Source organism: Haematobacter genomosp. 1, from assembly GCF_002196855.1.
In the GTDB taxonomy this organism is placed as follows: domain Bacteria; phylum Pseudomonadota; class Alphaproteobacteria; order Rhodobacterales; family Rhodobacteraceae; genus Haematobacter.
On the sequence record NZ_NIPW01000065.1, the window covers coordinates 1 to 21,564 of the forward strand.

Genomic DNA, 21,564 nt, shown 5'->3' on the forward strand with positions numbered 1-21,564 from the left:
CACCTGCGGAAGCTGTGCCGGCTGCGCCGGAAGAACCCAAGGCCACGCCGGTTGCCAACACGACACCGGCCGAGCGGGAGGCAGAGACAACCCCCGTCTTATCTCCTGAAAAACAGGGCGAGGAACACCATCCGTCCTCACAAACGCCTGAATCGAATGCAGGCATGGAAACAGCCAAGCCAGTCAACGACCCCAACCGTCCGACAACAAGCCTACCAGAGGCCGTGGATGAAGAATCTGTCCTGAGCCGGCTGCACGCTATTGAGAAGCGCCAAGGTTCTTTGTTGGGCGATCTTACTGCGTGGAGAGACAAGGCGAATAGTCTTGCACAGGCAAACCGGAATCGGGAAAGCACGTCTGACATGCGAGCGGGCGAGGTGCAAAACGCGCCGGAGGTTCGGCCTGTCGAGCAAGACACACCGGCCGCTTCTATCATCGGCAAGTCCAATGCAAGTGATCTAAGGAAAAGGCTGAATGTTTTAGGCGCGGAAAATAGTAAGCGCACCGAGCCCAAGATCTGAAGAACGCCCCTTACGGGGGCGTTTTTCATTTCGCCAGAGCGGGCATATAGACCTGCAGGACGCCCCGCTTTCCGCCGCGTCGGCCGACCTGCACGATGAGGTCGATGGTCTGTCGCGCATAGTCCAGAACGTCCTGCCGCGTCTGGTTCAGCCCCGCCCGCATGACCATCATTGCCAGCCGTTCCAAGGCGAGGGCCGGACTGTCGGCATGGATCGTGCTGATGGATCCCGGATGGCCCGTGTTGATCGCTTCCAGAAAGTTCAGGGCTTCGACACCGCGGATTTCCCCGAGGATCAGCCGATCCGGCCGCATCCGCAGCGCCGACTCCAGAAGAAGGGTAGGGGAGCGTTCAGACCCACCGCGCCGCTCCGCCACCAGCGCCACCGTGTTCAGGTGGGGCAGATGGAGTTCCGGCGCATCTTCGATCGTGACCATGCGTTCGTTCCGATCACTGATCGCCAGCAGCGCCCGCGCCAGCGTCGTCTTGCCCGAGGACGTGCCGCCCGACACCAGAATGTTCAGCTTGTCGTGGATGGCTGCACGGAACAGATTTTCCAGATCCCCTGCCCGCGCCATGTCCGTCAGCGTCTTGAGGCGTTCGAGGCGCAGCGCGTCCACATCGACCTGTCCACTGTCCAGAAATCCCACTTCCTGCACATCGAGAACTCGACTGACATACTTGCGGATCGAGACGGAAACGCCCTTTTCGATGGCAGGAGGCACGATGATCTGCACCCGCATTGTCTGCCCGAAGAGGACGACGCGCCCCGACACGATGGGATGCTTCGCTCCGAGCTGGTTGCCGGTTTCCCCCGCCAGATGCCCGCCAAGCGGCTTGATCCGGGTTTCGGGTAGAGAGCCTTCCCACCGGATCATGTGTTCACTTCCCGACCGTTCGACCCATATCCCGCCGTCCGGATTGATCACCACTTCGTTCACATCATCCGAGGTCAGAAGCTCGCGCAATGGCGCGAGCCCCTGTTCCGCATGGCTGGCCGGAACCATCACGGGCGCCTGTGCCGCCTGTCCCGTCATCAGAACACCAGATCGCGGTTGACGAACACGGTCATGGTCGTGCCCTGGTCGATGTAGATGACGGGCGGCAGCGACAGGTAATCGTTCATCACGCTCTGCGTCGTGTTTTCCAGATCCTCGCCCACGTCCTCCGCAAGCTCCTGCGTGTTCTCGCCCGCGCTGTCATCGACCACGACTTGCGGCGTGATCGCCAGCATCGAGATCAGGAAGGCCGACCCGAAGCGTTCACCAAAACGCGTGTCAACAAAGCCGGTCTGCCCCGACATGCCCAACGGGTCCGCGCCGTAGCCGCCCAACTCCACGCTACGACCGTCCGGCGTGATGGCACGGTTCCATGCAAGCTGTGCGCGATTCGAGGCTATGGACACGTCCGAATTGTAGCTGCCGATCAGGCGGGTGCCGCGCGGCAACAACACGTTCGAGCCGTCATAGGAATACACGTCGTTGGTGACTGCGGCGCGGATGACGCCCGGAAGCTCCGTGCTGATCGCCGTTTCCAAGACCGCTTCCAGCGTCGTGCCCTGCACGATGGTCCGGTCTGGCGCGGCAATCTGCGTGGCCCGCACCGTGTCATAGCTGGCCGTCGAGGCCGAGGCCATGAACTGCTCATTCGTGGACAGCTTGCGTTCACCGGCCCCGCTGGCCCCTCCACCCGTCACCTTGCCGGAACTGTCCAGCACCAGAAGATCGGACGACACCTGCGCCTCGTTGATCGCGTTGAGGCGGGCGCGTTCCTCTTCGAGACGCTGGCGGGCGTCGGCTTCGCCGTCCATGCCTTGCGCGGCAATCGCCTCCTGAAGCTGGCGCTGGTAGGCTTCATCGGCCAGTTGGCGTTCGCGCTCGAACTGTTCCCGAAGATCCGCCGCCTGTTGTGCCAGAAGCTCGCGGGTGATTTCACCGCGTCCTTCTTCCATGGCCTTCAGCCGTGCTTCCAAATCCGCCAGCCGCCGCCGTTCGGCGTCAGCCAGCTCGCTGTCCCCGGTGGTCAGGTTCACCTCACCTTCCGGAACGGACGTCTCCGGCACATCGGTTTCAACATCGGTTTGCCGTTCGGTGATTTCCGTGGACAGGCCCGTGTCGTCAGAACTGGTGGTCTGCACGTCCTCTGCATCCGAAGTCCGGCCGCCGCCAAAGAGGCTTGCCATCTGTTGAGGCGCGATCAGCGATAAAGCCAGAATGAGGACGATGACGCCGATCAGGCCGCCGACGAGGATCTTGACCACATTGCCGGGGCCGCCCCCGTCGAACTCTGAACTGCGCGCCGCCACGCGGGCTTCGCGATCGTTTTCCGGATCAGGCCGCAGGCGCGGCCGATCCTCGTGTTCAGCACCGTTCGGGGTGTGGTTGTCTTGCTCGGTCATTGGATCACCCCCTGATGGCTGTTGGCCGGCTGCGCCTGACGGCCGCCCCGAACGGTTTTAACGACTTCGCCGCTGGCGATGCACAATTCCTCATCCCCGATCCGCAGCGTCCAGCGGTCGGACGTGCGGTTGACCACGAACCCTTCGCGGGTCTGCTGCACGTTCACGATGGCTTCCTGCCCATCCGCGTTCGCCGCAAAGATGCCGGGGCGGGGCGCGTTCGGTGCGAACCGGAAGTAGGTTTTCACACCGTCATCATAAACCTGGATGGGTCGGATGCGGGTCGATTTGCCCGCCACGAAGTAGTTGTAATCCTTCGGTCGTGCCGCCACTGCCGCCTGTTGCTGGCGCGCGCGGGCCGCCTCATTCGGATAGTTGAAGCTGATCCGGTAGCTCGGGCTGTTCGATCCGGCCTGCGCGGTTTTCGCATTCAGCTCGAACGTGTAGACGCGGCGATCCGTGTAGACGGTCATGTTGGTGTAAGCGCCTTGGACGAGCGGCTTCACCGACAGCACGTCGCCCCGGTTCAGGCGCACGATCTGCCACGACGCGCTGTCGCCCACCTGCACGGACTCGATATTTTCGCCGGAGGCAAACTGGATCGAGGTGATGAAGCGCATGTAGACGTCGAGGCGATACACGTCATGTTCGCTGTAAGTGTAGTAGCGGATGCGGGGATCAGCCGAGTAGGGACGCGGAGCGGTTTCCGCAAAGACGGCGCCCATGCTGGCGACAAGCGCCGCAGCGGCAAGCGTGGCAAACCGGTTCATGTCAGTTCCCCCTCACGTTCAGGGTTTCCGCATCGACGCGGTAATGGGTGACGGTGAAGCCGAGCGGGTTGGCCCAGACCTGTTGCAGTGAGGTTTCCGTGCGCGGGCGGAACTGGAAGGTGATCGTTGCCACGAAATCGCGCGTCGTCGGGTTCTGCCCTGTGCGTTCATAGGTGCGGGTGAACCGCACCTGGGCCGTGTCGTCGTCCAGAAGCGAGATCGACCGGACGGCGACCGTAATCAGCATCCCCGTGCCGTAGAGGTTCGGCGGATACTGGTCATTGCCGGAGTTCCACAGCGACCGTAGCGAAGCGGCGGCTTGCCCGTCCGAGGTCGCATTCACTTGCGGGATGCGCTGACTGTTGTCGGACACGTCATAGGTTTCGCGGTCGGTGACGTAGCGCACCAGCTCCGCCTCCCGCACCGCTTCCTGATCCGACAGGCTGGTTGGGCGTGTCGCCACGACCTGTTCGCTTTCCCCTGTGGTGCGGTCCACCATGACGACGTAGGGGCGCATTTCCTTCAGCGGCATGACCATCGCCAGCGCGATCACCGCGACAAGGCCAATGCCCATGCCCGCCACTCCGAAGGCCGCCCCGATGTTGCGCTGACGGCGCAGGGTGAAAAACACCTCATCTTCGAACGCGGTCGCGACGGACGGAGCGGCAGGGGCGGGCGCGGAGGCTGTCTTTCTTTTGAACATTGGGCAGAGTCCTCAGGTGGCGCGAAATCGGTCCGCGCAGGAATGTTATTCAGGTGGAAAAGTCGGGCGGCTTAGGAGCCGGGTTTTATGGTCTTGCGGTCCAGCATCTGGGAGGTGCGGTCCACATGCGAAGCGCTGTCGGTGCCGCGCTGCTGCTGGCGGAATCGCTTGTTTTCGCGGTGCTGCTCCATCCGCGCCGCCCAATCGGCCTCGCGCCGTTCCCCGAAGCTGGACTTGTGGCCCCGTTCGGCATTGCGGATGCCGGTCAGTTCGACGTTGCGCTTGCCCGCATCCTTCATGCTTTGGCGTTCTTCCATGGCCGCCGCGATCCGGCTTTGGCCCGCAGCGGGGGCGGAGGCAGCTTGCGCCATCGCCATCGCACCGGCTGCATAGGGGGCTGCGACGGAAGCCGCCATCCTGGCGGCACTTCCCGCCGTGTCCTGCATGGACTTCATGCCGGTCGCCGTGGCGGTGATCGTGCCCGCAAGGCTATTTACCAATGTCGGCACTTGGGCCATGAGCCAGATCCCCGCCGCCGAGACGATCAGGAAACCCGCGGCTTCGGAAAGTTCGGTTGCGCCGTCTGCTTCTCTAATCAAGTTTGTGCCGATGCCCACGATTGCGCCCATAACGCCTGCCGTCACCAGCGGGATCATGGCGAAGCCAAGCGTGAACTTGACCCAGGACTCGAAGAGATTGCTCGTGGCTTTGAAGAGGAGGCAGGGCACGAAGATTGGGGCGAGTGCGATAGCCATGGCAAGCCCGACCTTCGCGAGAGACATGATGATGATCGCGACCACCGCCAGAAGTGCGCCCAGAACCCAGATCAGCACCGAGGTCAGCGAGATCGAGAACATGCCGCTTTCATCCGCTGCACGATCCGAAAATTCGAAAAGGCTGGTGATCATCTCATCCAGCGCCTCGTTCATGTTGGTGGCGCTCGTTGCTTGCAGGAAGGATGCACCGAGGTTTCCCGGCACGTCAGTGACGATGTTGTAGATAGGGTGAAATTGCTGCCACGAGGTTGCGATCATTGTGACGACGACGAAACGCACGCCCCATTTCAGGTAGTCGGAATATCTGACGGGCACCAACTGCATGACGGAGTTGGCAGCCATAAATGCCAGCGCAACAAGGCCCATGAGCTGACAGGTGGTTGCGATGGCTCCCCCGAAATCTGCAAACACGGATTCCGTGTATCCGAGGATTGCGTTGTCGATGCTATCCAATGTGGTTTGAATGTAGGTCGCCATCGGTTGCTCCTATCGGCTTACGCCGAGTTCGCGGCAGTGGTTCAGGGCGTCGCGGTAGCCCGTGCCTTCATCTTGGAGTTTCAGCAGATGCGGGCGGATGCCTTTGTTATCCAAACCCCAAAGTTCGCTGGGCACCATGGCGGCAATCGCATCCCAATCGCGATGTCCGATCATGCAACCGATGTAGGCGGATTCACCGGCCGCAGCCGCATCGCACTGTTCCCGCGCGAAATCAGCATCCCATCGGTCGCGATAGTGGCTGAGGACGTTGACCATGCCATTGTTGTGAGCGAATTCGCGGATTTTTTGAGGTTCACCGCTTCCACCGCCATCACAAACCCATTTGGGAAGATCCTTCGCCTGTGCCGCTCCGGTCACGTTAAGCGTCGTGATCGTCGCGAAAGCTGCAATCAGGGCGGTTTTCATCAGGTTCATGGTCATTGCCCTTCGTTCGAGCCTTGGAGGAAGTTGCGCTGCGAGGCGCGGTCCCGCGCGGCGGTCAGGGCATCGCTGCCCATCGTGTTCGCGATGGCGGCCTGAACGCGCAGGTTTTCGTTCAGAAGCACCGCGACTTCGGCCAGCATCCGCGAGTTGAAGTCCACGCTGGCCTTCATGTCCGCGTTGCTGTCGATCCGGTCGATTAGCGTGTTCACCCGCCCCATGGCCGCGTTCGACCGCGTGTAGGTGTCCTCGGCCGTCGCCATCGCGACCATGCCTGCCCCGGCCTGCGTAGCAATTGCGCGGTCCTGAGGAAGATCCGAGCCCAGGAATTGATCGAGGTTCGGAAGAGCGAAGGTTTCCTTCAGATCATCAATCTTGTCGGTCAGGACCGAGGCGTTGCCGCCGATGGGGGAACCCCCGATCGCGCCGTCCATGATCGAGGACAGACTTTCGGCCGCTTCCCGGGTTTCCTTGTCTGTGACGCTGTTGAGCAGGTTACTGATTCCCCGACTGCCCGTCATGGCCTGAAGCTGCTGCTTCATCTGGTCGAGTTGCTGGATCGCGTTGGCGATTGCGCGAAGGTCCTCCGTCGGAACGCCTTGCGCGGATGCGCCGGTCATCGCGGTAAGAGACAGGACGCCAGCAAAGGCGGTCGAGCGAAGAACGCGGATCATACGATCACCTCCGTCTGAGCGTTGAGCGGTTGCCAGTCGCAGACGCAGGGCGACGTGCGGCTGGTGTAATTGGCGCAGGCGCCGAGGATCAGGGAAAGGCCGAGAAGGGCCGCAAGGCGCAGGGGCCGTGTCATCGTCAAATCTCCTTCCAGAAATCAGGGTTTTTGCGCCAGCCGTCGGGCGACGTCTCATTGCCTCCACCGCCTTTCAGAACGCCAAGCAGGGGACCAAGAGCCGATAGGTCGAAGTCCACGACCGTGCTGGTGTCGCCGTTGCGGACGAGAGCCGCGCGGCTGGCGCCGGCCGAGTTCGTCAGGAACGCCTCTTCACTGTCCGAGAGGTTCAGCGGAGCCAGTTCCTCCGCAGTGTTGCGGCGGTTCGGGAACACGATGGTGGTGTTGACGGATTCGAGGATCGAGCTGCCCGCGCGGCTCTCCGCGATGTGCGACACGCGCTGCGTCAGCATGACCACGGCCACGTTCTTTTTCCGCATGGTCAGCATCCAGTCCTTCAACCGGGCCTCGAAATACGGATCATCCAGCAGCTTCCATGCTTCATCGAGGATCAGCAGCGTCGGCCGTCCATCCTCCACCGTGCGTTCGATGCGGCGGAACACGTAGGAGAGCCATGCCGTCCGGACGGACGGCACGTCGAGGATTTCCGTCAGATCGAAACCTGTCACCGCCTGGTCGAATTGCACGGGGTCAGCGGTCCTGCCGCCGAACACCCAGCCGTATTGCCCATCGGTGTCCCAGACCCCCATGCGGGTGTAGAGATCGCCACCGTCATCGACGCTGAGAAGCTGCGAACGGAAGTGCATGACGTTCTGCAGGGCCGGATCAGACTCGGCGTTTGCCATCACGGCACGGGACAGAGCTTCACTCTGTTCCGCCGTCAAGGGCGGGCCGTTCTGTTCCAGCAGCGCGGACAGCCAGTCGGTCAGCCACGCGCGGCCCCGTTCGTCGGTTTCCACCCCAAAGGGATTGAAGCCCGTGGCTTCGCCCGTGCGGACGGGCGCATAGCTGCCGCCCAAGGCCCGCAGCGGCATCTCCAAGCCGTTGTCCTTGTCGAAGGCGATGATGCGCGGGTTCGCCCGCTGCACCTGTGCCGCCAGGAACGCAATACCCACGGATTTGCCCGTGCCCGTCCGACCGATGGTCAGGCTGTGCCCGACCGTGCGATCCCCCGGCGCACCCGCCGCATGGAAGTTGAAGCGGTAGGGTTCGCCCGACACCGTGGGCAGGATCGTGACCGGCACGCCCCACGGTTCCCGGCCTTCTTCCACGCCAAGGCCCGCCGAATGGAGCGAGGCGAAGCTGGCGAAGTTGCGCGAGCTGGTCATGCTGGCGCGGGAGCGGTAGCCGTAGTTGCCCGGATGCTGCGCGAAATAGGCCGTGCGGGCGTTTATGTCCTCGCGCACGATCACCGCACCGGCACGTTGACCGGCCGAGCGGATCGAGGCCGCAATGTCATCGAGTTCCGCGCGGCTTTGCGCGACGGCCAGGATCGTCACCAGATGGTGCCCGAACACGATCCGGCCCGAGGCAAGCTGATCGCTGGCTTCCACAAGCTGCGCCTGAAGGCTGATCGCGGCATCGTCGGCCGCGCGCATCTGGCGAATGGTGCGCTGCAAGCGGCCCGTCGCCGTCACCAGATCCATCGGGGTGAAGCTGTGCGTGACAACGGTATCCGCCGCCATGTCGAAGCGGTCGAAGATCCCCGCCATCGTCTCGGACGGATAGCCCTTCATGCCGAAGATCGCGCCATAGCGCGTGCCGTCGCTGTCGGTGCCGAACACCGTAAACGTGTCGCCCCGGAAATCGACCCGTGATCCGGCCATCAGGTTTGCCAGCGGCTCGAAGCTCGATCCGGGAATGAGAGGGGCATATTGCCCCGTGACGCAGGTGCGAAGGAGGCCGAGCCACTGCCCGCCGCCGACCGTCATGCGGCGCGGACTGACCGGACGCAGAACCTGCATCATGAAGCCGATGACTTCGTTGAGACGCGCGATGCGGCGGTCCCGCATGGCCCGCAGATCGCCTTTGCCGCCGCCGCTGATCTTCGACCAGAGCGAGGTCAGCTTGCGCGGGCGCAGGCAGACCGTGACCATGATCGTGCGTTCGCGCAGCCCGTCGCGGGCGATGTGGCGCTGCCACACGCGGTCCACTTCGGCGGCAAAGCCGTCGCCCTGGACGGGCGGAAGCTGGGGCTGCGTTTCCATGGACACCCGATGGACGTAGAGCGCCACATCGGGCCCCATCTGCGCGACGGCATTTTCCATCGCGGCTTTCACGTCGTCGATCAACGCGACTTCGGCCGTCGCGGCCTCAAGGCCGCGCACGGTGAAGCTGCCCATCACGTCGCCGTCGCGCAGCATCACCACATCGTTGCCCACCGGCGTGATGTAGGGAAGGTGCCCCGCCAGCATGTGTTCGCGGGCGATGCCTTGCGGCTCCAAAGCTTTCCGGCCGAGGCCGCGTTGCAGATCAAGCACGGTAGATGATCCCTTTTCCTTTGAACCACGAGGGCGGCAGGGGCGTCCTGGCGAGGGATGTGAAGATGATCTCGACAATCCGCGGATCGTAGTTCGCCACCAGACGCAGAGCCGCGTATCCCACCACCGCGCTGCCCAGGAACCAGAGGAAGGACAGCGTGGCGATGAAGCCGCCCACCACCAGACCGAACAGCAAGGCAAGGTAGGTGATGGGGAGACCCGCCATGGAGACGGGCCGTGTCAGGGCCTTGAAGCAAGGTTCCGACATGGGGGATCAGGCGAAGCCGTCGAGCATGGTGCCGGCGCCAAAGAGAATGGCGAGGCCGACGACGACCGAGATCGCCAGCATCCAGTTCATGCGGCCGATCAGGAAGGCGATGCCGACCGCCGCCAGCGCCACGAGACCGAGGGCGCGGCCCGTGGCCCCCGTCAGGGCATTGCCGATGTTGCCGAGCATCGTGTTCACCGGCGACAGGTCCTGCGCCAGCGCGGGCACGGACAAGGTGATGAGAGCCGCGAAGGCCAGAGCGATAAACTGCCCATACCGGGTCAATACTGCCATACGGAGATACTCCTTTGTGTGTCTGGGGAGGGGGTCGAGGCCTCCGCAACAGGAGTCACGGAAGCAGGGTCTGCGGCAGGGGCGCGTAGCCCCGTCGCGGCAGTGATGGAGGCGACATAGTTCCGCGTTTCCGCGAAGGGCGGGATGCCACCGTATTGCTCGACGCGATGCGGACCGGCGTTGTAGGCCGCCAGCGCAAGGCGCACGTCCTTGAAACGGGCAAGCTGCTGCGTGAAGTAGCGGGCCGCTCCGTTCAGGTTCTGATGGGGGTCGAAGGCGTCCGTCACCCCGAGCAGCTTTGCGGTTCCGGGCATGAGCTGACCCAGACCCTGCGCCCCAGCGGGGCTGACCGCCCGGGGATTGAAGCCGCTTTCCTGTCGGACCAGCGCCACGAACACCCGCTGGAATGTCAGGGCGTCAAGGCCCGCCGCACGAGGACCGGGACCGCCCGCATAGGCCAGCGCGACGTCTTCGGCCAGCGCCCGATATTGGGCGCGGCTGGCCGGAACCGTCGTGGGCGTGGCGCGGCGCGAGACAGCCGGAGCGGGTGCGGCGCTGGCTTCGGGAAGGCCACGCTGCACCATCGTTCCATCGGGCAGAAACTCGAACACATCGGCCGAGGCAGCGCCAACGGTCAGGCACAGCGTTGCGAAGACGAGGATGGGGCGGCTCACAGGATGCGCCCCAGAATGGGGGACAGCATCAGCGAGACGACCGATACCAGCACGAACACGATGGCCGGAACCCACAGCGCCATGAACCAGAGGCAGGGCAGGAAGATGATCGCGACCAGCGCCATCATGGCGAGATCCACGTCATGCCAGAGGCGCGGCGACAGGTAGGCACTGACGAGCAGGTAGCCGACCCAAGACCAGAACCAGACCGGACCGCCATAAACCCGCTGCACGTCATCGTGCAGGAAGCTCCATGCAAAAAGGCCGATGGAGAAGATGAAGAAGGACACCCACGGCACCCGCAGGACAGGCCCGAACTCCCCGACCGTGTAGAAGTCGGTTGTTACCGCCTGGTAAATGCGCCCCGCTTTAGCCTTGCGCTCTTGCCGCTGCACGGCCGCCACCGCACGGCGCTTTCGTTTCTTGAAGTCGTTGATCGAGACAACATTGCGGTCGTCTCGGTCCTTTTCAGCCCTCGGCTTCCTCGTCTCCGCCGGACGTTTGCCCTTCTTCCAAAGGAAGAATGCCAACACAGAGCTCGGTTGCGAGAGGGAAGTATTCCTGGTGGTAGTTGAGAACCGCGCCGATGGTCTTGAGGACGCGCGCCTCACCTGTTCTGACCACGTAGACCGGAAGTTCATGGCCGTTCGGCTGGATGCCGAAAACCTGCCAATGAATGCGCCCATCTTTTGCCACAAAGGGCTGGTAGCGCAGCTTCCCGCCTTTCCTGACGAAAGGTCGAATAGCATTGCCTAGTAGCACCTTTCCCTCGTCGTAATCCATTCCGCCCCCTCGCTGGTGTTCGCAGGGGCAATCTAAAGACATTTCAGAAAGAAATCCATGTCTTGAGATAAGGTTACAACTTATGGGTTTTGCATGTCAACACAACTTATGCATCAGAAATATGTTTCTGATGCATACGGTATTCTCGTTGCCAATGTCTATATCAGAAGAACGTCTTGATATGCTTACTTGACTTGTATGGATGCGGTGAGTTTATGAAGGGCTGTGTGATGGCACATCCTGCCTGCAAAGGCGGATGTAGCTAGCGCGCTGATGACAGTTACGCTACCGTGCCGAAAAGGCGCAAAAATCAGGAGATTGATTCCGAAGCGGGGCAGAAATTGGGACGGCAAGATCCCTGAGGCCCAAAAAAGAAAACCCCCAGCGGTCGGGGACCACCGGGGGGGACGCAACCGGACCTTTGGCGAGGTCTTAAGATGCTCACGTTGTTCAAGCATCAAGGTATCGTTCCCCTACATCGCAGGCAAGACAAAAAGCGCCCTTGGGCGAACAATAGATGCCAGCCGTGTTTCCCTCGGCCGCTCCACATGGAGAGCGGACAGAATGGTCACTAAACCTTTGCAGGTGTTGGGAAAACCCAACGAAAATTATAGGCAGTTTTCTGCCGATTTATACGAAGCCGCGCGTAATGCCGCGCTTGTGATGAAACTACCTGATGGTGTGCGTCGGACCCTAGAGGCCCTTATTGGTCGTATACCACGGGGTTCCGAGGTGCCGATAAGCCCTGCGAGCGTGTCAACCTTATCTTTCGAATGCGGCAAGAATCCCCGCACCATTTTAAATCATGTCCGTTTTCTGGTGCGGAACGGGTTGGCGGTGGATCGCAGCATGGGGGGTGGGCGCCGTTACTGCCAGCGGGACCAATCCGGTAGGATCATCGCCGTCCACGGCATCGACCTGACACCGCTTCAGGATCGCGCTGATGAACTGACCATGGCGGCCGAAGCCATGAGAGCGGAGCGAGTGGCCGCAGATCGTATGCGGAACGAGATTTCTCGCCTGCGTTCAATGATCCGCCGTATCCTATCGGGAACCGACGTCGCCGCCGAGGATCAACAGACATGGGCGAGCTTTCCGCGCCGGATCGCTCACCTCGAATACGAAGACTTGAGCAAACTGCTGAACCATGTGCGCCGCTTTCTGACCCATCTTGGTCGGTCCGAAATTTCCGACCGGCCGGAAAAAAATGACCGACCATACACTACAAACCAATATCCATCAGAGTCTTGTAATCCGGCGATGCCCGCTGAGAACAAGATGGGGCAGGGCGCATCGACACCGCCCACCCAGACACCGAAATGCGGGATGGAGCATATCAGCCTGCCGATGGCCCTGAAGGCCGCCCCCGCCGAATGGCATGTGGGGATGGAGCTTTATGGGCGCGCGGACTGGATGGCATTCGTGAACGTGGGCTACGAACGGGCCATGGCCCTCGGGATCAACCCGTCCGCTTGGGCACAAGCGCAAGCCGCGATCGGAAAGGTCGGCGCAGCCCTGTTGGTGATGATTGCTGACGCTGATGGCTATGAGCGAGGTGGCAAGATCCGCAACGCAGGGGCATGGGTGCGCCGCATGAGCGAACGCGCCGAGCTGGGCACAGCGCAGCTTCATCGCTCCGTGTTCGGCCTTTTGCACAGGGAGCACGCCACATGCTGAAGCTCGATCAGACGTCGCGCCAGGTTCTGGTGGTAAGGGGGGGTCTTCACCATAAGCTCTTGGTAGCATGATGTTGGCCTTGCCGGTCGAGTGCCCATAGGCATAGAGGGTGCGATTGAACTGTAATCCTATGTAGGCGATAGAGGTTTGAAAGGCGCAGCATCACGCAGCTCCATCCGAAGAGTTCGGCATGACAACCTCCTTGGCGTTCCTCGATCTTACCATCCCCATGGCCCAGCGGGTCGCAGAGCACGATTGGTCGTCGACGCCTCTGGGGCCGATCGACACATGGCCGCCCGTGCTCAAGATCACGGTCAGCCTGACGCTGCGCTCGGGCTTTCCTAAATGCCTGTGCTGGGGATCCGAACTGATCGCGATCTACAATGACGCCTTCATTCCAACCCTGGGCGACAAGGGAGATTGCCTGGGACTGCCGTTCTCAGTGATCTGGCAGGAATCCTGGGACACAATTGGCCCAATCGTCGCCAAGGCCATGGTCGGCGAGGCAACCTTCGTGAAGGACTTCCCGATGAAGGTGCGCCGCGACGCGAACGGGCTTGCCGAAGCGTTCTTCACCTTCTCCTACAGTCCGGTTGTGGATGAAGAAGGGGTGGTCCGGGGTATCATGGACACCGTAATCGAGACGACCGACCGAGTCCGCTTCGAACGCAGAGCCGCCATCAGCAACCGCGAGCTGGTGCATCGGTCGAAGAACTCCTACGCTCTGGTGACAGCCATCGTCCGGCAGATTGCGCGGCAGGCGTCGACTGTCGAGGAATATCGCGACAAGCTGGTCCAGCGGATCTCAGATATGGGGCATGCCCAGGATGTACTGTCGCTGCGGGCTCACGAGGAAGCCACGGTCAGGGATGTTGTGCACCATATGCGGGAGCGGATGGACGGAAAGGGGACGCGTATCACGTTATCCGGCCCTGATGTCGCCCTGAGTGACGAGGAGACCTTCGCGCTGACCCTGGCACTTTTCGAACTGGCGACCAATTCCGCCAAATACGGCGCGCTGTCTGCCGAAGCCGGGCGGGTCAGTGTCGACTGGTCATTGAGCGGTGAAGGGACGAACGCGACCTTCATATTCTGCTGGACGGAGCGTGGAGGGCCCCCTGTGGCACCTCCGCAGCGGCGCGGGTTTGGCAGCTTTCTGGTCAAGCAGATGCTGGCGGCCGAGTTCGGAGGCGAGGTCAGTGTCGACTACCCAGAAGAAGGCGTGGTCTGCCAGCTCACCTGTCAACGCTCCGAGCGCTGACACCCTTTCTGAGACTTACGCCCCGTTGTTTTGAAACCTTGTCGTCAACTTTGAGTTGATTGATTGATGCCGTACTGCATCCGGAGCACAGCCGATCATGCCGAGCACCATTCTTGTCGTTGAAGACGCCGCGCTTCTTGCCATGGATCTTGTCATGGCGCTGGAGGATGCTGGCTACGCGGTGGTTGGTGTTGCTGCAACGAAACAGGCAGCACTCGCGCTTGCGGAAGCTCACCCTATTGATCTTGCGACGATGGATGTGGAACTGGCTCACGGAAGCAACGGGATTGATACCGCAATCGAACTTCGGGAGCGCTTCAGCATCCCGTCCCTCTTTGTCAGCGGCAGTCTTGGTAAAGAGATCATGGAGAAAGCTGCTCCTGCCGAACCTGTCGGCTTTCTGAACAAGCCCATCTCGTCGGATGATGTGCTGCGGGCAGTGGAACGCTACCTTGGTGGTGGTGATCTGCCGAACGTAAGATGAGCCAGAAGGAGCAATCTTACTCGCGACGCTTCTGACGTTGCCCGGTTTTACGGAACATGCCGACCCGGCAAATGTTCAGGCAAAGCCGTCCTGCATCCTGTTCTTCGTCGGGGCCGCATTGGACGGCATTCACATGGAAGGACAACATCATGGGACTGCTTGATCAGGTGCTGAGCGGGGTGCTGAATTCCCGAGGGACTGGAGGTCAGAATGGCGGCCATTCGCCTCTTCTGCCGATCCTCATGGCGCTGCTGTCGAGCCGTGGCGGGCAAAGCGGCGGGTTGGGAGGCGTTCTCGGGGGTGGAGGAAACCCTGGCGGGGCCGGACAGACGGCAGGCCTGAATGGCGGGCTAGGCGGTCTTATCGATATGTTCACGCAAGTTGGACAAGGGGAGACTGCAAAGTCCTGGATATCCTCCGGCCCGAACCGGTCCATTGCGCCCCAAGACGTCGAGAAGGCCTTTGGCGGACAGACGATCGACAATCTGTCCCAACAGACTGGTCTTCAGCGGAACGACCTTCTTGCGCAGCTGTCGGCGATCTTACCGGAGGCTGTGGACAGACTCACTCCGAAGGGCCGTATGCCTGAAGAACACGAGACACGCGACTGGTAAGACCCGTTTCCTATCTTCTCCGGCATATGGAAGAAGCACCAAGTTCTTGAGATTTAATAGCTGAAATGCCGTCGACCAGAGTTTGGCCGACGGCGTCTGGAGCACATTTAGAACCGGGCCGTTCTTAGCGGCGACGTGGGGCGTCCTGCTGAACAATGACAGTCGGATGAGAGACACCGCGCCGGCCACCCATCCACGCGGCAATCGCACCGGCCAGAAGAGCGACAAAGGCAGCAATGGCTCCGATGGAAACCGCGTTCGCTGCGGTTTCGGCCGCCTCCGTTGCTGTTTGCTGGGCCTGATCCACCGTCTCGCGATACTGCTGCTCCATCTGAGAGACCTGCTCCCGTGCCTCCGGCAGCGGAATGGAGCGCATATCGGACAAGGCCTGCGCAGCTTCCTGACGTGCCTGATCACGACCGGCTTCATCACTCATGGCCAGACCGCGCATTGCGTTTACGGCACGCTGACGCAGAGCTTCCGGATCGTTGCCCGTGGATTCAATCTGCTGATCCAATGCATCAAGCGGGTTGACGTCATCAAGGGCGGGACCGGCGGCATTTGCAACCGTCTGGCTTACGCCGCCAATGGCGCTGGAGAGGCCGCTGAAAGCGCCACCGACCACTGCACCTACGGACGAGGTCAGGAGGTAGAGCATCAGAAGAGTGGTGACGGCCCATGCCGTCAGACCGTGGAGGCCGCCGATCTGTTCTTCCGTCCGACCGGACATGCGGGACGCGACGAGGCCACCGACAAATGCAGCGACGATGCCCGAAATGGCATACCAGATTGCCGAGACAACCGAGAAGGTGGAAGCGGCCGGATTGTCCGCCGTGCCGGGATCAAGCGTCGCTGCACCAATTCCGACCCCGAGCAGCGTCAGCAGCACCTGCACCACGAGCGCCACGGCAACGCCAGCGAAGATTGCGCCCCAGGACACTTGCTTCAAGTGACCCCACATCGTTGGGGTCGTATGGCTGTGGGTTGTCGGTCCCTCAGGCGTTGGATTGTAGGTCATGTTTTGTCCCTCCGATGCGCGGACTCCCAGGGGGCCGCAGATACACGCCAATGCAGGTGCAACCGCTGCAGGAGGGAGAGGTTCCTTGGTGGGGCTTCCAAGGGCAGGGATGGGTTCTTCGAGTGGCCGTCCGGTGTGGCCCTTGGGAAAGCTTCGTCGCAATTTGCACCTTGCCACCCGAGCGGGATGGCTGAGGGATCGTGTTGTGAATTGTAGCGGCCCATGGTCGGAAACAGATGTTGCTGAAGCGTGTTCCGCGAGGACAGCTCGCTGTTGCCCGCCAAGCCGTTTTCCTCAGCAAGCTTCTTAGTCGTCGTTGATGATGAGATCCGTCCGGGCGTTAACATCTTCGCGTAAAGCGAAGCTCGTTTTGGTGTGGTCGCTGGTTCTTGGTTCACGCTGGTCGCAGATCGATGCCGCTTTCCTGCTGCTCTCTTTGGCACCCAACATTGCTGCTTCGAACAGGGCTTCCACGGCTTCTTCGCCCCGGTCGAGGGCCGCGGTCAGTGCCGACGATCCGAAGCGAGCATCGTTCGTGATTTCGGGTCCGGCCCAAGCGGGCAGGACCAGCCGATGGTCCTCATGCGGAAGCTCCACATCCGCCGTGACGAACCCCGAGAGCGCCCCCAGATACTCGTCCACCTGCCAGACAACCCCGGCCACCTCCACCTCGTGCCGGTTTTTCTCGACAGCGTCCGAGACTACGAACTCGTCGATCATGACCCGGGCCTGTTCCTTTTCCAGCGGCAGATGGTATTCGCCGCGCCGAACCCCGGTCTTCTGGCCCTTGAAGGTCAGGATGGCCTCCTCTCCACAGATGCGGATCCTGGCCTTCCCGGTGTCGAACCGCGCCACAAGGTAGTCCAGAATGTGCAGCGTCCGCATGACGTGCGGCTCCCAGTCATTCGACCTGATGAGAAACTTCCGTTCGATCTCGGTGGGCATGCGGAATCCCGAAGACGTGGTTGCTTGCTGACAGACATGAAGAAGGGCAGGAAATCCTGCCCTCGTTCCGCGTTATGTCGATGACTCAGCGCCCGGTGCGCGGCAATTCCCGATCGTCGCGATCGTCGTCCACCTCGACCTCCGTGTGGCGCACGGTGTCGGAAACCGTCTCGCGATGGGTGTCGCTGGTCTTGCGCAGGCAGATCTCTTCCACCACGCGCGCATCCTTCGCCACAACCGCTTCTTCGCGATGTTCCTCGGCCTCGATCGTGCGGTCCCGGAAGTCCTCGTCCACAACGGCGGCGCGATCGACGGGGCGGCGCTCCAGCTCGACGCGCTCCTCGCGCAGATCGACGCTCTCGCTCACGGGCTCTTCAACCGTGTAAGCGCGCACGCGGACATGGCCGCGGTTCGTGTCGCGCTTGCCAACGCGCAGCCGCTCCTCCACGACCGGGATCGCCGCATCGTCCGACACGCGGTCCGTTGCCGCGGCCATGGGTGCCGTCGCTGCGCCCGCCGTGGCGTAAGGACTGTTCTCGTAGCCGCTCCACCCCTCGGAGCGCCAGCTTTCCTCGCGCTCCTCGATGTTCACGGTGCCCTCGTCGTCGAGGATGGCAAGGGCGGCATCGTATTCCGCGTCGTTAAGTCCGGTCACGGCCACGAGGTAGCCGCCGCGCGACAGGCCTTCGGCGTAGGAGTAGCGGTCCTCGTTCGGAAAGAAGAGGTCGCTGAGCGAGTCCCAGAAGCCCTTGCTGCCTTCGGGATCCGCGACGCCTGTGGTGGCGGACTCGGCGCCCTGAACAACGCGGATCTGTGCTTCGGGGATACCCACTTCGCGCAGACGCGCCGTCGCTTGTTCGGCATCGGTGCGGTTGTCGAACAGGGCGGAGATGGCGGTGCCGCCCGTCGTGCCGGTGGTGCCGGTGCCTGTATCGGTGGTATAGGTCATGTCAGATATCCTTGTCAGAAGGGAAGGGTGGGATGTCTTGCTCGTCATGGGGAGGCAGACGCTCGATGGTCGCGGTCTGCCGGCGCGTGGTGACCGGAACGTCCACTGTCTCGCGATGTGTCATCCGGCGGATGTGGATCTCTTCGCGCACGAAGAGCTGCCGCGTCACGACGAGACGTTCCTCCATCACCGGGATGATCGTCGTGTCGCCATCCGTGGTAATGTCGGGCGCGTGATCGACTGCACGGTCCACAGGAATGCGGGTCACCTCGACGTCGACCTCTGCAAGATCGACAGGGATGAGGGTGTCCACGGCTTCGGTATGAGTGCTGACACGCACCCGCCCGCTGACCCGCGCCTCGGCGGTTACCGAGACCCGCTCCTCGACAAGAGGCAGCACGTCTTTTCCGTCTTCGGTCATTGCGCCATCCCTGTTGAGCATGGACAACGGGTGAACGCACGGAACGTTCCGTGATCGAAAGGGCACGTTCCGTCCCATCGGCAGAAATCGCCGATGGGACGGACATCAGGGCATGATCCCAGACATCAAGCGAAGGAGCCGGAACCAGCGGCGTTGCCGCGCCTTTAGACAGGCCGGATGGACCGGCGCTTGAAGACGCCTACCAACGCGCCGTGCCGGCTGTTGCTGATGCGGCTACCACGCTGTCCGTCAAACGCCCCTTCGAGGCGAATCCAGTCTGAACGATCTTTTCCCAACCTGAAAAGCAATGGACGCATCATGTTCTATACCGACAACAAGCTTCAGTATCCCGTTCGCGTCGACACCCCGAACCCGCTGTTCGCCCGTGCCCTGCAACAGGCCATCGGTGGCGTGGAGGGTGAGATCCGTGTCGCAATGCAGTATTTCTTCCAGGCCTGCGGCGCGCGCGGCAACCCGAAGTTCCGCGACCTGCTGATGAACACCGCCGCCGAGGAACTGGGCCATATCGAGATGCTGGCCCATGCCGTCGCGCTCAATCTTGAAGGCGCACCGCTGAGCCTGAAAGAGGAAATGGCCAAGGACTCGGCCATCAACGCCGTCATGGGCGGGATGAACCTCAAAAACCTGCTGTCCTCGGGCCTGTCGGCCATGCCGGTCGACAGCGACGGCGTGCCTTTCGACATGTCGCACATCTATGCCAGTGGCAACATTGCGGCGGACATGACGGCCAACATCGCCGCCGAATCCACGGGTCGCACGCTGGCTGTCCGCCTGTACAACATGACGGACGATCCGGGCATGAAGGACATGCTGCAATACCTGATCGCCCGTGACACCATGCACCAGAACCAGTGGATGGCCGCGCTGGAGGAACTGGGCGGGGCGAAGGGCGCCTTCCCGATCCCGAACAGCCACCCGCAGGCCGAAGAGAAGACCGAGTTCAGCTATGCCTATCTGGGCTTCCAGAAAGACGGCAGCGCCCCGGCCCCCGGCCGCTGGTCGGAAGGCTCGTCCATCGACGGAAAGGGCGAGTTCACCGTTGCGAAGCTGGGAGCACTGGGTGAGGTGCCGGATCTTGGAAAGGCGAAGCCGAAGAGCGGCGCGCAATCCGAACAGATGTGAGGGAGGCCGGCATGCAACGACGCATCCTTATCGGTGGTTTTGCTGCAGCGGCACCCCTGGCGGTCCTGCCAGCCGACGCGGCTCCACGGCCCGCGACCGCCGTTGAGGTTCTCCGAACGTCACTGTCGAATACAGATACCTCTGGAGACTGGTTGCGCCCCGGCGAGCGGCTGCGCCTGATGCGCGACCCCGCCCGCCGCTTCGATCCTTCCTCCGTCGCCGTTATAGACAACGACGGACGCCGCCTTGGTTACGTACCGCCCGTGCAGGCAGGGGCCTTGTCCCGACTGCTTGATGCGGGAGTTGCAGGTTTTGCCGAAGCTTCGCAGACTGGCGAAGTGAGGGTGTTCCTGGAAATAGTCTGAACGTGCAAGCCGGAGGGGTAAGCTCCTCCGGTATCTCTTGCGACAGGTGCCGTCCCGACTCAGCTCCTGGTTTCGGCACCTAGGGCGCTTCAACCTGGACCTCAGGTGCGATAACTTGCTTCGGGGCTGTGACAGGCGCAGTCTGGCTTCTAATCACAATCGCAATGACGACTGCAGCGGCTGCGATGAGGAGCGTTATGGCAGCGGCCCACCTGAGCGTGCCATTGGTTGCCGGTTCATCCTCTGAGGATCTGCGTGGTGTCTTCCGCAAAAACCCGGGCCCTCCCTGCATGCCAAACATGAAGTGGTGCGCTGCAATGCTCATGGAGCCTCGAAGGTGCGCGTGGGATTGGTAAACCGACCGTTGATCAATATGTTCCTCAAGCGCCCCGCCGCGCCCTGCGAATGTTGATCAGGCCGACGGCTTGTGCTGAGCCGGTATCAACATGGCATCAGATTTGATAGCGCCTTAGCCGGGAGTGTCGCCGACGCTCCGGCTGCTGTTGCCCTTGCCAATCTGAAGGTCCGACCAGGCTTTCAGTTGCATGGTCACCTGTTCAAATCGGAACGGTTTTGAACAGGAACAGGTGAAGGTGCTCAAAACGGGTCTTGTACGGGGGTTGTGAGCATCTAAGATGTGAACGACCGTTCTGAACAGTTTTGGCCATGTCCCGCACCTTCGCCTATGTCCGCGTCTCCACCATCCAACAGACCATCGAGAACCAGGTGCAGGAACTGGAGACGGCAGGCTTCATCATCCCGAAGCGCCGGATCGTCTCCGAGACGATCTCGGGCAGCGTGCCCGCGCAGCAGCGTCCGATGTTCGCCCGCCTGATTGATCGGCTGGAGGAGAGCGACGTGCTGGTGGTCACGAAGATGGACCGGCTGGGGCGCGACGCGATGGATGTGGCTCAAACGGTGAACCTGCTTGCCGAAATGCAGGTGCGTGTTCACTGCCTCGCTCTGGGCGGCAGCGACCTCACCAGTCCGGCCGGGCAATTCACTATGGCCATCCTGAACGCCGTGGCGCAATTCGAGCGAGAGTTGCTGATTGAACGAACGCATGCGGGTATGGCCCGCGCCCGGTCACAGGGAAAGATCATTGGGCGACCTGCCAAACTTTCGGCAGCACAGAAACACAGTATTCGTGCGGAGCTGGATGTTGGAGTGTCGGTATCGGATCTGGCGCGCCGCTATGGGTGCAGCCGGATGACCATCGCTCGATGCAAGGGCAATGTGGAGCCGTGAGGGAGTGTTAGCTAAAAGTTCTTCCCATACTCGCTAGAGTGAGGCATAATGAGGAGAAATGCGCACATGTGCGCACTGGCGAGCTAAGGATTGTGAAAATGCGCATTACTGTCCTGCTGTCCGATGACGAAGGGGAGCAGTTTGAGGGGCATTGTTGCAGAACTCGG

Annotated in this window: 26 protein-coding genes; 8 read left to right on the plus strand and 18 right to left on the minus strand. The window is 61.8% G+C overall.

The genetic code is table 11. From position 1 onward, the window contains the following. Window positions 1-521: hypothetical protein (locus CDV49_RS20620; protein ID WP_218822013.1), on the plus strand; the 521-nt coding region annotated here is incomplete at its 5' end. Window positions 522-546: 25 nt separating this feature from the next. On the opposite strand, the gene virB11 is transcribed toward CDV49_RS20620, so the two are convergent. The 14 genes from virB11 to CDV49_RS19475 form a co-directional block, all read right to left on the minus strand. After that, window positions 547-1,557: a P-type DNA transfer ATPase VirB11 gene (virB11, locus tag CDV49_RS19415; RefSeq protein ID WP_169743205.1), complete on the minus strand. Its 1,011-nt coding sequence runs from the start codon at window positions 1,555-1,557 to the stop codon at window positions 547-549. Then, window positions 1,557-2,918 (minus strand): TrbI/VirB10 family protein, encoded by a 1,362-nt coding sequence (locus tag CDV49_RS19420; RefSeq protein ID WP_051911440.1) that lies wholly within the window; start codon window positions 2,916-2,918, stop codon window positions 1,557-1,559. Before CDV49_RS19420 ends, virB11 begins: the two co-directional genes overlap by 1 nt. After that, the gene (locus CDV49_RS19425) at window positions 2,915-3,688 is read right to left on the minus strand and encodes a TrbG/VirB9 family P-type conjugative transfer protein (protein ID WP_051911438.1); all 774 of its coding nucleotides are present in this window, start codon (window positions 3,686-3,688) and stop codon (window positions 2,915-2,917) included. The genes CDV49_RS19420 and CDV49_RS19425 overlap by 4 nt, the downstream gene beginning before the upstream one ends. 1 nt (window position 3,689) lies before the next feature. Continuing rightward, on the minus strand, window positions 3,690-4,391 hold the full coding sequence (locus CDV49_RS19430; RefSeq protein ID WP_051911437.1) for a virB8 family protein: 702 nt from the start codon (window positions 4,389-4,391) through the stop codon (window positions 3,690-3,692). A 71-nt stretch (window positions 4,392-4,462) separates the two neighbouring features. Continuing rightward, a complete protein-coding gene (locus CDV49_RS19435; RefSeq protein WP_035714700.1) occupies window positions 4,463-5,644 on the minus strand; it encodes a type IV secretion system protein in 1,182 nt (393 codons plus the stop codon). A gap of 9 nt (window positions 5,645-5,653) precedes the next feature. Beyond that, on the minus strand, window positions 5,654-6,085 hold the full coding sequence (locus tag CDV49_RS19440; protein WP_035714697.1) for a hypothetical protein: 432 nt from the start codon (window positions 6,083-6,085) through the stop codon (window positions 5,654-5,656). Further along, the gene (locus CDV49_RS19445) at window positions 6,082-6,759 is read right to left on the minus strand and encodes a type IV secretion system protein (protein ID WP_035714694.1); all 678 of its coding nucleotides are present in this window, start codon (window positions 6,757-6,759) and stop codon (window positions 6,082-6,084) included. Before CDV49_RS19445 ends, CDV49_RS19440 begins: the two co-directional genes overlap by 4 nt. Continuing rightward, window positions 6,756-6,893 (minus strand): hypothetical protein, encoded by a 138-nt coding sequence (locus CDV49_RS20625; protein WP_158212534.1) that lies wholly within the window; start codon window positions 6,891-6,893, stop codon window positions 6,756-6,758. The genes CDV49_RS19445 and CDV49_RS20625 overlap by 4 nt, the downstream gene beginning before the upstream one ends. Window positions 6,894-6,895: 2 nt before the next feature. Next, on the minus strand, window positions 6,896-9,253 hold the full coding sequence (locus CDV49_RS19450) for a VirB4 family type IV secretion/conjugal transfer ATPase (RefSeq protein ID WP_088216948.1): 2,358 nt from the start codon (window positions 9,251-9,253) through the stop codon (window positions 6,896-6,898). After that, the gene (locus tag CDV49_RS19455) at window positions 9,246-9,521 is read right to left on the minus strand and encodes a VirB3 family type IV secretion system protein (protein WP_035714693.1); all 276 of its coding nucleotides are present in this window, start codon (window positions 9,519-9,521) and stop codon (window positions 9,246-9,248) included. Before CDV49_RS19455 ends, CDV49_RS19450 begins: the two co-directional genes overlap by 8 nt. Before the next feature lie 6 nt (window positions 9,522-9,527). Next, window positions 9,528-9,815 (minus strand): TrbC/VirB2 family protein, encoded by a 288-nt coding sequence (locus CDV49_RS19460; RefSeq protein ID WP_051911435.1) that lies wholly within the window; start codon window positions 9,813-9,815, stop codon window positions 9,528-9,530. Next, complete coding sequence (locus CDV49_RS19465; protein WP_256947410.1) at window positions 9,803-10,489, minus strand: lytic transglycosylase domain-containing protein; 687 nt, start codon at window positions 10,487-10,489, stop codon at window positions 9,803-9,805. Before CDV49_RS19465 ends, CDV49_RS19460 begins: the two co-directional genes overlap by 13 nt. After that, on the minus strand, window positions 10,486-10,884 hold the full coding sequence (locus tag CDV49_RS19470) for a hypothetical protein (RefSeq protein ID WP_140418240.1): 399 nt from the start codon (window positions 10,882-10,884) through the stop codon (window positions 10,486-10,488). The genes CDV49_RS19465 and CDV49_RS19470 overlap by 4 nt, the downstream gene beginning before the upstream one ends. Before the next feature lie 73 nt (window positions 10,885-10,957). Further along, the gene (locus CDV49_RS19475; RefSeq protein WP_088216949.1) at window positions 10,958-11,272 is read right to left on the minus strand and encodes a hypothetical protein; all 315 of its coding nucleotides are present in this window, start codon (window positions 11,270-11,272) and stop codon (window positions 10,958-10,960) included. A 564-nt stretch (window positions 11,273-11,836) separates the two neighbouring features. Here CDV49_RS19475 and repC point away from each other — a divergent pair. The 4 genes from repC to CDV49_RS19495 all read left to right on the plus strand — a co-directional run bounded on the left by repC (window position 11,837) and on the right by CDV49_RS19495 (window position 15,308). After that, window positions 11,837-12,949, plus strand: coding sequence for a replication initiation protein RepC (repC, locus tag CDV49_RS19480; protein ID WP_158212533.1), 1,113 nt, complete (start codon window positions 11,837-11,839; stop codon window positions 12,947-12,949). 190 nt (window positions 12,950-13,139) lie between these two features. Beyond that, window positions 13,140-14,210 carry a sensor histidine kinase gene (locus tag CDV49_RS19485; RefSeq protein ID WP_035714675.1) on the plus strand — a complete coding sequence of 357 codons (1,071 nt, stop codon included), beginning with the start codon at window positions 13,140-13,142 and terminating at the stop codon, window positions 14,208-14,210. A 97-nt stretch (window positions 14,211-14,307) separates the two neighbouring features. Beyond that, complete coding sequence (locus CDV49_RS19490) at window positions 14,308-14,694, plus strand: response regulator (protein WP_035714674.1); 387 nt, start codon at window positions 14,308-14,310, stop codon at window positions 14,692-14,694. 149 nt (window positions 14,695-14,843) lie between these two features. Next, window positions 14,844-15,308, plus strand: a complete 465-nt coding sequence (locus tag CDV49_RS19495; protein ID WP_035714672.1) for a YidB family protein — start codon at window positions 14,844-14,846, stop codon at window positions 15,306-15,308. A 124-nt stretch (window positions 15,309-15,432) separates the two neighbouring features. Here CDV49_RS19495 and CDV49_RS19500 read toward each other — a convergent pair whose 3' ends face one another. The 4 genes from CDV49_RS19500 to CDV49_RS19515 all read right to left on the minus strand — a co-directional run bounded on the left by CDV49_RS19500 (window position 15,433) and on the right by CDV49_RS19515 (window position 18,641). After that, a complete protein-coding gene (locus CDV49_RS19500) occupies window positions 15,433-16,326 on the minus strand; it encodes a hypothetical protein (protein WP_035714671.1) in 894 nt (297 codons plus the stop codon). A 306-nt stretch (window positions 16,327-16,632) separates the two neighbouring features. After that, the gene (locus tag CDV49_RS19505) at window positions 16,633-17,271 is read right to left on the minus strand and encodes a CYTH domain-containing protein (protein WP_051911431.1); all 639 of its coding nucleotides are present in this window, start codon (window positions 17,269-17,271) and stop codon (window positions 16,633-16,635) included. Window positions 17,272-17,356: 85 nt separating this feature from the next. After that, entirely contained in the window at window positions 17,357-18,220 is an 864-nt protein-coding gene (locus tag CDV49_RS19510; RefSeq protein WP_088216950.1) for a YsnF/AvaK domain-containing protein, read from the minus strand. A gap of 1 nt (window position 18,221) precedes the next feature. Beyond that, window positions 18,222-18,641, minus strand: coding sequence for a YsnF/AvaK domain-containing protein (locus tag CDV49_RS19515; protein WP_051911429.1), 420 nt, complete (start codon window positions 18,639-18,641; stop codon window positions 18,222-18,224). Window positions 18,642-18,959: 318 nt separating this feature from the next. Between CDV49_RS19515 and CDV49_RS19520 the strand changes: the two genes are divergently transcribed. The 3 genes from CDV49_RS19520 (at window position 18,960) to CDV49_RS19530 (ending at window position 21,397) form a co-directional block, all read left to right on the plus strand. Then, window positions 18,960-19,784 (plus strand): manganese catalase family protein, encoded by an 825-nt coding sequence (locus CDV49_RS19520; protein WP_035714670.1) that lies wholly within the window; start codon window positions 18,960-18,962, stop codon window positions 19,782-19,784. A gap of 11 nt (window positions 19,785-19,795) precedes the next feature. After that, a complete protein-coding gene (locus CDV49_RS19525; RefSeq protein WP_084684261.1) occupies window positions 19,796-20,149 on the plus strand; it encodes an HIRAN domain-containing protein in 354 nt (117 codons plus the stop codon). Between the two features lie 666 nt (window positions 20,150-20,815). Further along, entirely contained in the window at window positions 20,816-21,397 is a 582-nt protein-coding gene (locus tag CDV49_RS19530; protein ID WP_035714669.1) for a recombinase family protein, read from the plus strand. The last annotated feature ends 167 nt before the right edge of the window (window positions 21,398-21,564 follow it).

What these genes read in the sequence shown, in the direction of transcription:
- CDV49_RS19435 (WP_035714700.1), bottom strand. Translation starts at nt 5,644, where the DNA reads ATGGCGACCTACATTCAAACCACATTGGATAGCATCGACAACGCAATC.
- CDV49_RS19515 (WP_051911429.1), bottom strand. Translation starts at nt 18,641, where the DNA reads ATGACCGAAGACGGAAAAGACGTGCTGCCTCTTGTCGAGGAGCGGGTC.
- CDV49_RS19505 (WP_051911431.1), bottom strand. Translation starts at nt 17,271, where the DNA reads ATGCCCACCGAGATCGAACGGAAGTTTCTCATCAGGTCGAATGACTGG.
- CDV49_RS19455 (WP_035714693.1), bottom strand. Translation starts at nt 9,521, where the DNA reads ATGTCGGAACCTTGCTTCAAGGCCCTGACACGGCCCGTCTCCATGGCG.
- CDV49_RS19425 (WP_051911438.1), bottom strand. Translation starts at nt 3,688, where the DNA reads ATGAACCGGTTTGCCACGCTTGCCGCTGCGGCGCTTGTCGCCAGCATG.
- CDV49_RS19500 (WP_035714671.1), bottom strand. Translation starts at nt 16,326, where the DNA reads ATGACCTACAATCCAACGCCTGAGGGACCGACAACCCACAGCCATACG.
- CDV49_RS19460 (WP_051911435.1), bottom strand. Translation starts at nt 9,815, where the DNA reads ATGGCAGTATTGACCCGGTATGGGCAGTTTATCGCTCTGGCCTTCGCG.
- CDV49_RS19430 (WP_051911437.1), bottom strand. Translation starts at nt 4,391, where the DNA reads ATGTTCAAAAGAAAGACAGCCTCCGCGCCCGCCCCTGCCGCTCCGTCC.
- CDV49_RS19445 (WP_035714694.1), bottom strand. Translation starts at nt 6,759, where the DNA reads ATGATCCGCGTTCTTCGCTCGACCGCCTTTGCTGGCGTCCTGTCTCTT.
- CDV49_RS19510 (WP_088216950.1), bottom strand. Translation starts at nt 18,220, where the DNA reads ATGACCTATACCACCGATACAGGCACCGGCACCACCGGCACGACGGGC.
- CDV49_RS20625 (WP_158212534.1), bottom strand. Translation starts at nt 6,893, where the DNA reads ATGACACGGCCCCTGCGCCTTGCGGCCCTTCTCGGCCTTTCCCTGATC.
- CDV49_RS19525 (WP_084684261.1), top strand. Translation starts at nt 19,796, where the DNA reads ATGCAACGACGCATCCTTATCGGTGGTTTTGCTGCAGCGGCACCCCTG.
- CDV49_RS19520 (WP_035714670.1), top strand. Translation starts at nt 18,960, where the DNA reads ATGTTCTATACCGACAACAAGCTTCAGTATCCCGTTCGCGTCGACACC.
- CDV49_RS19490 (WP_035714674.1), top strand. Translation starts at nt 14,308, where the DNA reads ATGCCGAGCACCATTCTTGTCGTTGAAGACGCCGCGCTTCTTGCCATG.
- CDV49_RS19485 (WP_035714675.1), top strand. Translation starts at nt 13,140, where the DNA reads ATGACAACCTCCTTGGCGTTCCTCGATCTTACCATCCCCATGGCCCAG.
- CDV49_RS19475 (WP_088216949.1), bottom strand. Translation starts at nt 11,272, where the DNA reads ATGGATTACGACGAGGGAAAGGTGCTACTAGGCAATGCTATTCGACCT.
- CDV49_RS19530 (WP_035714669.1), top strand. Translation starts at nt 20,816, where the DNA reads ATGTCCCGCACCTTCGCCTATGTCCGCGTCTCCACCATCCAACAGACC.
- virB11 (WP_169743205.1), bottom strand. Translation starts at nt 1,557, where the DNA reads ATGACGGGACAGGCGGCACAGGCGCCCGTGATGGTTCCGGCCAGCCAT.
- CDV49_RS19420 (WP_051911440.1), bottom strand. Translation starts at nt 2,918, where the DNA reads ATGACCGAGCAAGACAACCACACCCCGAACGGTGCTGAACACGAGGAT.
- CDV49_RS19440 (WP_035714697.1), bottom strand. Translation starts at nt 6,085, where the DNA reads ATGACCATGAACCTGATGAAAACCGCCCTGATTGCAGCTTTCGCGACG.
- CDV49_RS19495 (WP_035714672.1), top strand. Translation starts at nt 14,844, where the DNA reads ATGGGACTGCTTGATCAGGTGCTGAGCGGGGTGCTGAATTCCCGAGGG.
- repC (WP_158212533.1), top strand. Translation starts at nt 11,837, where the DNA reads ATGGTCACTAAACCTTTGCAGGTGTTGGGAAAACCCAACGAAAATTAT.